Origin of the sequence: Streptomyces piniterrae (genome assembly GCF_005048155.1) — a bacterium.
Lineage (GTDB): Bacteria > Actinomycetota > Actinomycetes > Streptomycetales > Streptomycetaceae > Streptomyces > Streptomyces piniterrae.
In genome coordinates this window covers 792,370-805,814 of sequence record NZ_SUMB01000002.1, presented here as the reverse complement: position 1 = coordinate 805,814, position 13,445 = coordinate 792,370, and the positions used below count along the sequence as shown (strand labels likewise).

General features: G+C 67.5%; 12 protein-coding genes. 7 read left to right on the top strand and 5 right to left on the bottom strand.

What is annotated here, in order from left to right; all coding sequences use genetic code 11:
* Positions 1 to 12: 12 nt before the first annotated feature.
* On the bottom strand, positions 13 to 987 hold the full coding sequence (locus FCH28_RS38485; protein WP_187363776.1) for a hypothetical protein: 975 nt from the start codon (positions 985 to 987) through the stop codon (positions 13 to 15).
* 377 nt (positions 988 to 1,364) lie between these two features.
* On the opposite strand from FCH28_RS38485, the gene FCH28_RS07885 reads away from it, so the two are divergent.
* Together FCH28_RS07885 and FCH28_RS07880 are read left to right on the top strand one after the other, a co-directional pair.
* Positions 1,365 to 2,267 (top strand): RNA polymerase sigma-70 factor, encoded by a 903-nt coding sequence (locus FCH28_RS07885; protein WP_136738955.1) that lies wholly within the window; start codon positions 1,365 to 1,367, stop codon positions 2,265 to 2,267.
* A complete protein-coding gene (locus tag FCH28_RS07880; protein WP_136738954.1) occupies positions 2,248 to 2,754 on the top strand; it encodes an SRPBCC family protein in 507 nt (168 codons plus the stop codon). Before FCH28_RS07885 ends, FCH28_RS07880 begins: the two co-directional genes overlap by 20 nt.
* A 53-nt stretch (positions 2,755 to 2,807) precedes the next feature.
* Here FCH28_RS07880 and FCH28_RS39050 read toward each other — a convergent pair whose 3' ends face one another.
* Entirely contained in the window at positions 2,808 to 2,939 is a 132-nt protein-coding gene (locus FCH28_RS39050) for a PDDEXK family nuclease (RefSeq protein ID WP_246102566.1), read from the bottom strand.
* A 699-nt stretch (positions 2,940 to 3,638) separates the two neighbouring features.
* Here FCH28_RS39050 and FCH28_RS07870 point away from each other — a divergent pair.
* Positions 3,639 to 4,091: a hypothetical protein gene (locus FCH28_RS07870; protein ID WP_136738953.1), complete on the top strand. Its 453-nt coding sequence runs from the start codon at positions 3,639 to 3,641 to the stop codon at positions 4,089 to 4,091.
* Positions 4,092 to 4,171: 80 nt separating this feature from the next.
* On the opposite strand, the gene FCH28_RS07865 is transcribed toward FCH28_RS07870, so the two are convergent.
* Positions 4,172 to 4,789 carry a TetR/AcrR family transcriptional regulator gene (locus FCH28_RS07865; RefSeq protein WP_136738952.1) on the bottom strand — a complete coding sequence of 206 codons (618 nt, stop codon included), beginning with the start codon at positions 4,787 to 4,789 and terminating at the stop codon, positions 4,172 to 4,174.
* 188 nt (positions 4,790 to 4,977) lie between these two features.
* Between FCH28_RS07865 and FCH28_RS07860 the strand changes: the two genes are divergently transcribed.
* Positions 4,978 to 5,889 (top strand): alpha/beta fold hydrolase, encoded by a 912-nt coding sequence (locus FCH28_RS07860; RefSeq protein WP_136738951.1) that lies wholly within the window; start codon positions 4,978 to 4,980, stop codon positions 5,887 to 5,889.
* Positions 5,890 to 5,964: 75 nt separating this feature from the next.
* Here the strand turns inward: FCH28_RS07860 and FCH28_RS07855 are convergent, their stop codons facing one another.
* On the bottom strand, positions 5,965 to 6,393 hold the full coding sequence (locus tag FCH28_RS07855) for a nuclear transport factor 2 family protein (protein WP_136738950.1): 429 nt from the start codon (positions 6,391 to 6,393) through the stop codon (positions 5,965 to 5,967).
* Positions 6,394 to 6,648: 255 nt separating this feature from the next.
* Here FCH28_RS07855 and FCH28_RS07850 point away from each other — a divergent pair, with 255 nt between their 5' ends.
* Entirely contained in the window at positions 6,649 to 7,890 is a 1,242-nt protein-coding gene (locus tag FCH28_RS07850; RefSeq protein ID WP_425471896.1) for a DUF418 domain-containing protein, read from the top strand.
* A 716-nt stretch (positions 7,891 to 8,606) separates the two neighbouring features.
* On the opposite strand, the gene FCH28_RS07840 is transcribed toward FCH28_RS07850, so the two are convergent.
* Entirely contained in the window at positions 8,607 to 10,052 is a 1,446-nt protein-coding gene (locus FCH28_RS07840) for a glyceraldehyde-3-phosphate dehydrogenase (protein WP_136738948.1), read from the bottom strand.
* 455 nt (positions 10,053 to 10,507) lie between these two features.
* Between FCH28_RS07840 and FCH28_RS07835 the strand changes: the two genes are divergently transcribed.
* Positions 10,508 to 11,413 (top strand): leucine-rich repeat domain-containing protein, encoded by a 906-nt coding sequence (locus FCH28_RS07835; protein WP_136738947.1) that lies wholly within the window; start codon positions 10,508 to 10,510, stop codon positions 11,411 to 11,413.
* Positions 11,410 to 13,407, top strand: a complete 1,998-nt coding sequence (locus tag FCH28_RS07830) for a hypothetical protein (protein WP_136738946.1) — start codon at positions 11,410 to 11,412, stop codon at positions 13,405 to 13,407. Before FCH28_RS07835 ends, FCH28_RS07830 begins: the two co-directional genes overlap by 4 nt.
* The last annotated feature ends 38 nt before the right edge of the window (positions 13,408 to 13,445 follow it).

Below are 13,445 nucleotides of genomic sequence, written 5' to 3'. Positions count from 1 at the left end.
GTGGCCGGATGGCTACTCGAAGTCGTCGAACGCGTCGCGCAGATGCGCTTCCTGGCCGTAGTACTTCACGCTTTCCTTCCAGAACAGAAGGGTCAGGTGGTTCATCGGATACACGAAGTCCTCTTCCTGGAAGTGCGGTTGGCTGAGGTATGGAGTGTCGAGCTCGTCGTCCGCGCCCGGCACGAACATGTGGTTGGAGAAGTCGCCCGTGCCCTCGATATAGAAAGGGGCGTATCCCCACGACGTCTCATCCGTCGACCTGCGGATCACTTCCCCGATGTACCAGACGGCACCCTGTACGAACAGTCCTTCCCGCTCCTCGTTGAGCTCCTCCTCGCTGCCGTACCGACCGCGCACGAGTTCTTCGAGCGTATCCAGTGATTCAGGACTGAAGTCCCAGCTCTCCGTCTCCGCCCGCCCGGTCTCGCGGGCCCACTCCTCGAACCCCGCTGCCCGCGCCTGAAGCCACTCGGCAAGGCGCTGATACCTGTCACAGTCATACGGCACATCACACAGGCGCTCATCGATCGGGTTGTCGACCTCGTCATGAGTCAAGAACAACCTGTATATCGCCGCCATCACGTACAGCCTGTCTTCGGTGCAGTCGCCTGTCGGGCTCACACAGGGCGTGTCGACGCTCCCCGCCGCGTACGTTTCGGCGAACAGGGACGGAAGGGGTTCGCCGTCGCATGCGAACGGCTCGTACCTCCACACCACCCCGCTGGATCGACACGCCACTTCCCCGACGTACCAGACCGCGCCCTGAACGAACTCGCCGCACCGCTCTTCGGAGACCTCCTCGTCGCTGGTGTACGTCCGTCGCAGGAGGTCTTCGAGCGCGTCCAGGGAGGTCGGGCTGAAGTCCCAGAGTTCGGGGGTTCCGGTGGCCCGAGCCCAGTGCTCGAAGGCGGAGGATCTCTTGGACAGCCACTCCAACAGCTCCGGGTGACGCTGGGGGGCGGGGGTGTCGTCTGTACGGTCGGTCATGGGGGTCACCGTAGCGAAGGGGACTGACATCGCCGGGCCCGCCGCCCAGGTGGCTCGCCCGGTCAACCACCAGCGCGCGGCGGCAAGTTGGGACGGGGGCATCGCGCGCCGTGGGGCGCAGCGTAGTGGACGAGCCCGAGCCCGGACGCGAACCGGCAGCTGGAGGCTGCACCCGCATCGAACCCATCCTGTGAAGCACATCACAGTGCTGGGCTGTCACGGTTTTCGGGTGTGGGGTGTCTCGATGGACATCCGAAGAGACTCGATGGACATCGGGAGAGAGGAGCCGGGTCTGATGCCGGGACGCCACAGCGTACTCACAGGGCGCCCACGTGTTCTCGTGGCCAGCCAACACGTATGCAAGGTGAGGGCAGGTCATGGCTGACGACGCATTCACCGAGCACCGTCCGCTGCTGTTCACCATCGCCTACGAGCTGTTGGGCAGTGCCGCCGACGCCGAGGACGTGCTGCAGGAGAGCTACTTGCGGTGGGCAGCGGTCGATCCGGCCACGGTCGAGCATCCACGCGCCTACCTGGTCCGCATCGTGACCCGGCAGTCCCTCAATCACCTGCGCGCGGTCAAGGCACGGCGTGAGGAGTACGTGGGGACCTGGCTGCCCGAGCCCATCCGCACCGCACCCGAGGTGAGCGAGGACGCGATCCTGGCCGAATCGGTGTCGATGGCCATGATGCTCGTCCTGGAGACGCTGAATCCGACCGAGCGCGCGGTGCTCGTGCTGCATGACGTGTTCGGCTACACCCACGGCGAGATCGCCGCCTCGATCGGTAGGACCGAGGTCAGCGTCCGGCAGATCGCCCACCGCGCACGTCAGCACGTCCACGCGCGGCGTCGCCGCTTCGAACCCGACTCCGATGCCACCCGAGGGATCGTCCGGCGGTTCCTGCTCGCGGCGTCGACCGGCGAAGTCCAGGCGTTGATGGACCTGCTGGCGCCCGATGTCGTGCAGATCTCCGACGGCGGCGGGAAAGTGGTCGCCGCACGTCGCCCGATCATCGGCCGCGACGAGGTCGCCCGGTTCGTTCTCGGTGTGATCCGCACCAGCGCCGCGACGACCCGCGTCGAGCCCGCCACCTACAACGGCATGCCCGCAGCACGGTTCCTCACCGGCGGCGAACTCGACTGGCTGGTCGCGTTCGAGATCCACGACGGACGGATCACCGGTCTCTACGGCATGCGCAATCCGGACAAGCTGCACCGCGCCGATACGGTGCGGGCGCTCGACAGAGGAGGACCCACACATGGAAACCATGACCGTTGAACGCGTCATCGACGCCCCGATCGACGAGGTGTTCGCCTGGCTCACCACGACCACCAACTACACGAGCTCGCCCCTGGTGCTGCGCTGCCGCCTGACTCGACACGGTGAGACCGCGCCCTACGGCGTCGGTGCGGTGCGCAACCACCTCTGGCTGATCGGCTGGTTCCGGGAGCGCATCACCCACTACGACCCGCCGTACGCCACCGATTACGTCGTCGAACGCAGTCTGCCGCCCTCCAGGCATGAACTCGGGCGCATGACGTTCACGGAGGTCGACGGCGGCACCCAGGTGCGCTGGACCACCCGCGCCGAGATCCCCGTCCCGTTGCTCGGCACCCTCCTCACCCGGCACATCGCCCGGCCGATCATCACCCGCACTTTCGGCAACATCCTCGATGCCGCGAACGCCGCTTTGACCCAACACCCCCGATGGGAAAGGGGGTTGACGAGCGCAGACGCGCCAACGAACGGAAACAAGCCCCGTTGACCGGCTCTCCCTGCGCACCCCCACGCGCACCCTCCCGTCAGGCCTTCAGGCCTTCAAGCAAGCCAGGGTGGGCGGCCTCCGGAGACCCAGCGGCCGAGGGCGCGGCCGTCGACAAGACGCAGGGGGTGGTCGAGTTCGGCGTTGGCGCGCTGGGCGTCCGGGGTGAACGAACTGGTGGTGACGATGAGGGCCTGGTGAAGTCCGCCCGCGCAGCGGTAGGCAGCGCGGGTAGCTGGATGCGGCCGCTGCGGACGAGGAGAACGAGTACGGTCGCGGCCAGGCAGAAGGCGGCCAGGATGCTGACGGTGACGGGGTATTCGCGGGCCGCTGCGATGATGGTGGCCAGAACGATGGCGGCAGCGACAAGGCGGCCGGTGGCGGTCTCACGCTTACGGCGCCTGGCAGTTGTCCGGACGGTGCGGCGCTTGGGCCTCGTGACGGGGCGGCGGGTACGAGTCGATGAGCGGCGGGTTCGAGTGGATGAGCGTCGTCGTGCCGGTGCGGTCATGCGTCCCCCGGGTGAAGTGCTGGGTTGTTGCAGCGTCCGTTACCGCACTCACTGGCCGGCTCGCGAAAAGCCGTTCACGAGCTGGGTCACATTGATCGTCAGCAATAGCCCAGACCTCCCGTCAGACCACGACCGCCCTGCCCCGAAGGCAGCGGACGCCCACTCCAGCCCTCTTGTGCAGTCCTCGCGTGCAGTCCTCGTGCGTAGCCGTCGCGTGCAGTCCTCTTGTGTAGCCCGATCCCGGCACTGCTGTGACCGAGTTGCCGGTGATTGGCAGTAAAGCGCGCCCGTGGCCGGATTCCGCAGACGCGCCCGGTCACCGAACCCGAGGTGGGCGTCCGACAAGGGCAATCCCCCGGTGAGCGAGAATCCGCGGATGGACTTGGATGATGTGCTGGTAGGCCACTGGAGCAGCGTTCCGTTCTCCTACGGGGTCATGGAAGCCTCCGAGCTGGGGTTTCTCCCCGACGGTCAGGGGTGGAGCGTGTGGTTCAACTTCGACTCGCTGTGTGTCACCCGGCTGAGCTGGAGGTGTCCTGAGCCGGGGGTTGTAGAGCTGCATGCGAAGTGGGTCGTGGAGGAAGCATCCAGCGAGGACGACGGCTTCCCTGCGTTCGGCTCGACGGCGTCGGTGCGACAGGTGGACGAAGTGACGCGCCATCACTACACCGTGGGGCCTGCGATACCCATGCCAGGTGAAGAGGCCGTGCCGTCGGTCGCCTTCGAAGAGGACGTGGAGTTCTGTCACCGGTTCGCCAGAGGAGCGAAAGACATCCGGATCGAGGAGGATCCCACCCACCTCGTAGTGCCGTATGAGTCCCTCAGTTGAGAACCCATCGTGTCGCCGGCGCGTCGTCCGGAACCCGTCGGAAGGGCAGCGACGAGTTCGCCCGACCGTCCATTCCCTGCTCAGTCGTCGCGTCCGCCGTCCTGGAAGATCCGGTCCAGGTGGTGGTTCAGGACAGCGGCGGCGGACTCCGGGCTGCGCTGGCCGACGAGGATGCTGGTACCGAGTCCCGCCGACATGGCGAGCAGGCTGATCGCCTCCACACGTGAGTCGATACCGGGCCGGGTGAGATCCGCTTCGTGCGCCTGCTGGAGCAGGGCGGTCACGGCGTCCTCCGCGGCTTCGGGATTCTTCATGAAGGGCTGCGCGGCAAGCGCGTCGTCGGTGACGGCGAGGACGGCGTACGAGGTGTAGACGAGGTGGAAGGTGCGACTTTCCTCGTCGGTCGGCAGCGAGGCCAGGAGCATTGCCTCGATCATCGCGCGCGGCCCCGGATTCTCGCCGGCGGACCGGACCCGTGCGGCGACCCGCTCGCCGAATCCGGCGGCCAGGTGCTGGAGTCCGTAGAGCAGCAACTTCTCCTTGGTCTGGAAGTAGTACTGAACCAGCCGCAGTGACACCCCCGCCTCCGCCGCCACATCGCGCATCCCCACCGCATGCAGGCCGCGCCGTCCGGCGACCCGGACGAGCGCCTCGGCGATTTCGGTGCGCCTCTCCTCGTGGTCCACACGCTTGGGCATCGGCTGGATCTCCGCTCGTCGCTTGCTGACTTGGGGCCCTACCAGGCCACCGCCATGTCCCTGCTGGGCCACCGCCACGTCCCTGCTAGGCCACGCCACGTCCCTACCAGGGACCGTCATGGTACAGCCGTATCATCAACGTGATACGTTCGTACCACGAAAACCAACGCTTCCGGAGGTGGCTTGCCGTGCCCGTGACCAGGACCGAAACCCGCGCCGATGTCGGCCGCTACGTCGACGACGCCCTGCGCGACCGCTACTTCACGGCCTGCGACGCGGTCTACGCGATGGGCGCACCCATTCGTGCGGAACTCGACGTGGAGACCAGCTTCGGGACGACGCACGTCTACCGGTACGGACCCACGGACCCCGCTGCCGAATCCCGCACGCCGATCGTGTTGGTGCACGGCGCGGGCAGTTGCTCCGCCATGTGGTACCCGAACACCGCCGCACTCAGCGCCGACCGCCCCGTCTACGCGCTCGACACTCCCGGCGACCCCGGCCGCAGCATCCAGCGCGAGCCCATCCACCAGCCCGAACGCGCCGCCCAATGGCTCGACGAGGCGCTCGCCGCTCTCGACCTCGACCGTGTCCACCTCATCGGGTCCTCATACGGCGGCTGGCTCACACTGAACCAGGCACACCGCAGGCCCGGCCGCCTCGCCTCGGTGACTCTGCTCGACCCCGGCGGCCTGGAAAAGGTCGGCCTGCGCTTCTTCGTCTGGATATTCGCCAGCCTCATCGCGACCTCCGCGCCCAAGGCACTGCGCCCGCGCCTGGCGGCCTGGCTGGAGCAGCAGGTGATCACCGTGTCCGAGCTGCGCACGATGATCAGGTTCGCGGTACGCGCCTACCGCATTCGTCGCCCGGCCCCCCTCCCCCTCACCGAGGACGAGCTGCGCACCATCCGCACCCCGCTCCACCTCCTGCTCGGCAGGCGAAGCCTTCTCGTGCACCCGCAACGCCAACTGGAGCGCGTCCCGCGCCTGATACCGGGCGCCCGCGCCGAGGTCATCTCGAACACCGGTCACGGACCGCAGATCGACCACGCGGAGCTGACCAACGGGCGGATGCTGGCCTTCATCGACTCCGTCGACTGATCCCTCATCCATCCCAGGCGTTCCGGGTCACGCCCGGCAGGGTGGGCAGTTCCGCCCAGTGGGTGACGGATTCGGCTACAGGTTGTCTCCCCAGCCGCCTTGAATCATGGTCTGGAACGCCCACACCCCATTCCGCCTGATCAGAATGTCGGCGTAGCGCAGCTGCCGGGCCTGCCCCTCCATCGTCATGACCGAGTCCGTGAAGACCACGGCCATCGAGGACGAGAGGAAGACGGGCGTCCGCGTCGACTCGAACGTGATGTCCGCGCTCCCCTCCCCCATCACCTGCGTCATCGTCGCGACGAACTGCTCGCGGTCCCACTGCGCCGAACGTCCGTTGCCGGCCGCGTCATCGCTCACGAGATTGAGGGGGAACACCGCCATGTCGGCCATGCGCTCAACATTGCGCTGCGCACTCTGCGCGTCGTACTCGGCGAACCAGGCGTCCAGGCTCGCGCGGTCCTCAGCGGTCGGGACATACCCGGTGTCGGGCAGCAAGGTCACACAGACTCCTCATGGTCTTCGGATGCGCCTCAGCGCACTCGACAAACTTGACTACGCAGGAGAAGGTAGGACACATGAGCCTTCTAGTCAAGTTTGATTAGATGTTTCCCTGTGAGGTCCACGTCCCGCACTCTTCGTCCGCACTGCATCGAAGGATGTAGCCGGCATTCGTCGCTGCGGACGAGGATTCCGGCCCTGGGCGCGCCGATCATGGTGCGAAAGCGAGTATCAGGGGAGGGAGTTGGAGTGGTCGAGGTGGGGAAAACGCAGGCGGTCGCGGCGGCGGAGGGGGCCGCCGGCGATGCGGGCGGCGTGGCACGGGCGCGCCTGCCGTTACTCGATGTGCTGCGCGGGGTGGCAATTCTCGGAACGTTGATGAGCAACGTCTGGATCTTCGCCGGGCCGGGCGCCGAGTGGGGCGTCCTCAGCGGGAACACCGGGATATCGGCGGGGGCAGACCTGACTTCCCTGGCCGGGATGGCAGAGACGGTCTTCCAATCGCTCGCGAACGGCAAGTTCCTGTCGATGCTGACGATTCTCTTCGGAGTCGGGCTGGCCATCCAGTTCCGGTCGGCCGCCAAGCGCGGGCAGCCATGGCCGGGCCGGTACAAGTGGCGGGCGCTGTTCCTCTTCGCCGAGGGCACCGTGCACTTCGTGTTCGTCTTCGCCTGGGATGTACTGATGGGGTACGCGGTGGTCGCGTTGCTGGTGGCCTGGCTGCTCACGCGTTCCGCGCGAGCCCAGCGCGTCACGTGGATCGCCATGGGCGGGCTCCACTTGGCGGCGATGACGCTGCTCACAGCTGCCACCCTGCTCGCCCCGGGCGGGAAGACGGGTGATGGTGCGGGCAGTGGTGCAGGGAGTGGCCCCGATGCCAGCACCGTGAAGCTGTACGCCGAGGGGGGTTACACGGAGCAGATCGCCTTCCGGCTGTCGCATGCCCTGGCGTTGCGCATGGAACCGGTGCTCTCCTTCGCGCTGTTGGTCTTCCTGTTCCTGCTCGGCGTACGGCTCTTCAGGGCGGGAGCCTTTCAGGGCGATGAGGCAGGACGACGGATTCGGCGTCGGCTGGCCGGGTGGGGACTGGGAATCGGCCTTCCCCTCACCACCCTTACGGTGCTGGGCGGTTCGGACTTCTTCCTCTTGGAGCGATACGGGGCGGCGCCGGTCCTGGCGATCGGCTACCTGGGCCTCATCGGGATGGTGATGGACCGGCTCCGTCACCCGGGCCCACTGGCCTCCGCCGTGACTTCCGCACTGACCTCCGTCGGCCGTACGGCCCTGTCCTGCTACGTACTGCAGAACGTGCTCGCCATGCTGGCCTGCTACGGCATCGGCCTTGGCCTGGCGTCCCGTTGGGCGGACAACGGCCCGTGGTGGGTGATGGGACTCTGGGCGGCGATCTGCCTGGTGCTCGTAACGGGGGCGAGCCTGTGGCTGCGACGGTTTGAGCACGGGCCGCTGGAATCGGTACAGAAGAGGCTGCTGCGGCGCTGAGTTCAGTGCGGTGCCTGAGTGCGATGGCTGAGTGCGATGCCCTGAGTTCTCAGTGCGGCTCCTCAGCGCGGCGCCTTTGCGTACGGCCGGCTGGATGCGTCGCGCCACATCGCCGGGTACGGTCGCGCTGTGTGTTACTACGCCGCGAAGCCCTACAAACTGCACTACGCGTGCGTGAGCTGCCGCATCGCTTTCAAGCGGCACCCCGGCCTCGACGAGCACCGATGCCCCCGATGCTGCCGACCGATGGCCTGTGCCGGTCACGACTTCGCGGCACCGCGCCGCCGAGACACCAAGGCATGGAACGTCGTGGCCGCGGTCCTGAACGCCGGATTGCGCTACGAGGGCCGGGAGCCATGCGGCTGCGGCAAGGAACCCAAGTTCCGCCCCCGCACCCGAGCGCAGCTGCGGGCACGTCGAATCGCGGCAGCACGAACCGGCACTCCACTTGTGGAGATGCTGGGGCGCGCGGATCCGCTGGCGTCCGTTGAAGATCGCGTGCGGGGGCAAGATCGCGAACGGCGCTGAGCCGCGGCGTCTGCATCGCTGTGTGGAATCGGCGACCGAGGCGACCGAGGCACTGGACGCGGGCGGCGAGCCGTTCGGCTCCGCGGGCCCGCCCCGCTGCCGGCCGCCACGCCCCGCAAGTGGGGGGCGGCGGCCGCTGGTGGCCGCCGCCCGCCTACTGGGACGTCGGATCGGGCATTCGGCCGACGTCAGACCGCCGGGGCCGGGTACGTCGGGTACTCCACCCCGGAGACGTGCTGGACGACGCGGATGACCTGGCAGGAGTAGCCGAACTCGTTGTCGTACCAGAGGTAGAGGATCGCGTTGTCGCCCTCGACCTTGGTGGCGCCGGCGTCGATGATCGAGGCGTGGCGCGAGCCGATGAAGTCCATGGAGACCGCGTCGGGGGCCGTGGTGAAGTCGATCTGGCGCTTGAGCGGCGAGGTCAGCGACACGTCGCGGAGGTAGTCGAGGACCTCCTCACGGGTGGTCTCGCGCGCGAGCTGCAGGTTGAGGATCGCGATCGAGACGTCCGGCACCGGGACGCGGATCGAGCTGCCGGTGATCTTCGCCTTGAGGTCGGGCAGTGCCTTCGCGACGGCGGAGGCGGCGCCGGTCTCGGTGATCACCATGTTGAGCGGCGCGGAGCGGCCGCGGCGGTCGGCCTTGTGGTAGTTGTCCAGCAGGTTCTGGTCGTTGGTGAACGAGTGGACGGTTTCCACGTGGCCGCGCAGGACGCCGTACTCGTCCTCCATCGCCTTCAGCGGCGGCACGATCGCGTTGGTGGTGCAGGACGCGCAGGACAGGATCTGCTCGTCCGGCTTGATCGTGTCGTGGTTGACGCCGTGCACGATGTTCGGGACGTCGCCCTTACCCGGCGCGGTCAGGACGACCTTGTCGATGCCGGGGCGCAGGTGCTCGGAGAGGCCCTCGCGGTCGCGCCACTTGCCCGTGTTGTCGATGAGGATGGCGTCCTTGATGCCGTACGCCGTGTAGTCGACCTCGGACGGGTCGTTCGCGTAGATCACCTTGATCGCGTTGCCGTTGGCGAAGATCGTGCTGCTCGCCTCGTCGACGGTGATCGTGCCCTGGAACTGACCGTGGATGGAGTCGCGGCGCAGCAGCGAGGCCCGCTTGACGATGTCCTGGTCGCCGCCCCCGCGCACGACGATCGCGCGCAGCCGCAGGCCGTTGCCGGAGCCGGCCTTCTCGATCAGCAGACGGGCCACGAGGCGGCCGATGCGACCGAAGCCGTACAGGACGACGTCGCGCCCCTCACCGCCTTCGATCTTGTTGGCGCCCGTGGCACCGGCGACGGCCTCGGCGGTGAACGCCTCCACCGAAAGACCGCGGTCGTCCGTCCTGTACGTCGCGGCGAGCATGCCGATGTCGATCTGCGACGGGCCCAGGTCAAGCGAGGTCAGCGCCTGCAGGAACGGCAGGGTCTCGGTGACCGAGAGCTCCTCGCCGGCGATCTGCCGGGCGAAACGGTGGGTCTTGAGAATGCTGACCACCGACTTGTTCACCAAGGAGCGGCTGTGCAGCAGGACCGTGACGTCCCGCTCGCGGTGCAGCTTCCCGATGAGCGGGATCATCGACTCCGCGATCTCCTCGCGGGTCTTCCAGTTGGTGAACGAGTCGTCGTTGACAGTCACAGGTTCATCTTTCGAGCTAGGCGGTGCTCATATGCTAGCCCCTGCCAATTTGATCTTTTAATCGGTGCCCCTTGAGCCGGCACGAGCATTCCTGTTTGTGCGGATTTGTCGCGACAAAGACACCCGATTGATCGGCGTTGTCGAGCCCGGCGTTGAGCCCGGTGTTGAGCCCGGTGTCGACGTGGTCCGCGTCATCAGCCGGCTCGGCGGGCCCTGCCGGGCCGGGCGGGGTGCCGGCGCGGCTGGTCGGCCGACGCTCGGCAGCGTGTCGAGCGGACCAGAGACCCGGCAGACCTGTGGTCCGGCGGTTCGGTGGTCCGGTGGTCGAGGGCGTCGGTGGTGACGCTCCGGGCGTTTGCGGAGCGACTCGACGCTCTCCCCTCCCCCACCCACAACCGGCAACCGGCAACCGGCAACGAACTCGATTGTCAGTGGTCGGTCGTAGTGTGATCGACATGGACGCCACGGCTTTGGAACAGAGACTTCGAGACCGCCCCGACGACGTTGCCGCGTGGCGCGCCTACGGCGTATCGCTGCGGGAACAGGGCGATGCCCGGGGCAAGTTGATCGAGTTGCAACAGCGGCACGCGTGCGTCGCTGACACCGCCCGGCGCGAGGAACTGGCGGGTGAGATCGGGCTGCTGATGGAGGAACACCGAGCAGGCTGGGATGCGGAGTTGCCAACGGACGTGACCGTCGAGGCGCGCCGGCACGGGTTCGCCACGAAGGTCGCCGTCGAATGGTCCGACGAGGCGCCCGCACTGATTGAGCGGGCCCTGCGGAGCCGCTTTGTGACCGCGTTGCGGATCAAGCCGGGCGTTGACGAGGTGGGTGAGGACTGGGGCAACGAGGAGGAGCACTACGACGAGGACGGCATACCGATCGCGCCGCCGCCCATAGAGGCCGACGCCCTCGCGACCCTCGACCTCGGCCGGCTCGTCGAACTCGACCTTTCGTACTTCCGCATCGGCGACCCCGGCGCCAAGGCCCTCACGGCCGCGGCCGGCGACGGACGGATCGAGACGCTCGACCTGCGGTACTGCGGCATGGGCGACGTCGGCCTGGCGGCCCTCACCGCGTCCCCGAACTTCGCCGCGGTCCGTCGTCTGCACCTGCAGGGCAACACGGTCACCGCGGAGGGCGTGCGCTCGCTGGGCGGTCTCCGGCAGCTCGTCGAGCTTGACCTTCGGTACAACCGGATCGGCGAGGACGGGGTGGACGCTCTGCTGGCAGCGCCGTTCATTGGCTCGCTCAAGCGCCTTCTGCTGTACCGCGACGATGTCTCCGATACAGGCGTGCAGAAACTGGCGTCTGCCCCTCAGCTTCCTACCGCCCTGCGCAGCTTCTGGAGGAGCGTGTGAGCGTCGAACTCCGCGACCGTTTCTTTGCCCTGTCGTCCGGTCAGGCCGCCGACGGTGAGGTTGCCCGCTACCGCGCCGAGGTCGATGCGACCGACAGCGAGCCCGCCGCGACGCTCGATGGGCTGGGGATTTCCTGGCACCCCACCTCGCGCCACAAAGCCGTGCGCTTCATCGAGGCCGAGCGCATCGACGCCGATGTGCGCGAGCTGTTCGCCCGGCCCAGCGAGGGCGCGCCGCATCTGGCGGCCGTCTTCGTCGACCCACGCGAGCTGTCGTTCCGTACGTTCGAGAACATCGTTCCGCTGGACCGCCTGTTCGCGGACGTCCCTCTGGAGCTCGGGCTCACCGAGCCCGACGAGCTTGGCAAGGGCGCGTACGCGTCGTCGGTGCAGCTGCCGGATGCCGCCCGCGCGGGCCTGGAACGCCTCGACTCGCTGGACCTCTACGTCCCGCCGCTGAACGCCTCCTCGCGCGGCGGCGAACGGTTCATCTTCCACTCGGCGCTGCTCGCCGAGGCCCTCACCAGAGCCGTGGCGGCGGGGTTGCCGGAGGCGATGCTCGACGGCTTCTCGCATGTGAACCCCGTGTTCCGCTGCAATCGCTTCGAGCCCGGCGACAGCAACTTCCACCACCACCGTGACACGCCCTACTACGACGCCGCCCGCGGGCATGTCTCCCGATACACAGTTCTGCTCTACCTCACCGGCGGCTCGGCCGAGCCCGCCCTGGACCTCACCGGCGGCCCGGCCGTCACGGACATCGAGCCCTTCACCTGCGTAATCTTCGATCAGCGGTACGAGCATGAGGGCGCGCCCTACCGTGACGGCCGCAAGGTCTTCCTGCGTACCGAACTCGTCTTCAGCCAGCCCGAGGTCACCCACGATCCCGACATCGGCGCGCAGTTCAGCAAGGCCTGTTACTGGACCGGCGAGAGCGTCTTCGCTCCGGAGCTCGCCCGCCACGCCGACGCGTACTACAACCAGGTCGCCGCGGCACACTGGAGCGGCCTCGTCCCCGGTGCCGCGCGCGAGCCCTTCGTCCACAAGCAGTTCCGCGGGGTGCATTTCCTCGCGAACGGCTATGACTTCTGGTTCCCCAAGAGCGAGGCGCTCTCGCTCGCCGAGTGCGCCGCGATCACGCTGCTCGACTACTTCAACTGCAAGCTCGGCGACGCCGCGTTCCACGATCTGTGCGACTCGGAGGTGATCGAGGCCGAGGGCGCGGACAGCAGCTGGATACCCGCCTTCCTCGACGCCAGGCGCGGCGAGTCGGCAGTCCCGCCGTTCGACAAGTCCGGGCTCTTCCCCGAGCCGGAGGAGACGGACGACGTGTGCTGCCCGTTCCACGACGGGGGCCGGTTCGATCCCACGCGACTCGACGAGATCGTCGACCTCTACGAGCGCACTCAGACCTTCGCGAAGGCGCACATCATGCCTGCGCCGATCCTGATGCTCGGGGAAGACGTGGTCCTCGATCCGGAGAAGTTCGTGATTCGAGGCAACCAGATTCATGTGCTCGGCAAGCAGCCGCTCACACCCGTGAACTTTGCCGCCTGCTGGAATTCCGGCGGAACCCCCGACAACTACATCGACGTCGCAGCCACCGTCGGCGCTGCGCACTTCCTCGTCCCGCCGATCCTCTTCACCGAGTCGGACGACTGCTACCACCTGCAGTTCGACTTCTTCCGGAACACCTGGATGGTGAATCACCAGCAGTCGACCGTCCCCGTCCCCATGATCCGCCAGGTCTCCGAGGCCGACATCGAGGAATTCGACGAGGGATTCGACGAGGACGAGGCCTACCCGTGGATGGACGCCGTCGATCCCTCACTGGTAGTCGGCGGCTCCGGCAAGCGCACGGCAAAGCTCTGGTGGGCCGACGACTCTCCACTCGTCGACGAGCTCTACGACTTCCTCACCGAACGCGACGACTACGGCGACCACGACGACTACGAAGATGACAAGGACGAAGACAAGGAGGAAGAGGAAGGCTAGGGGCCGGGCTAGGAGGCCGGGGCATCCACTCCTGGGCG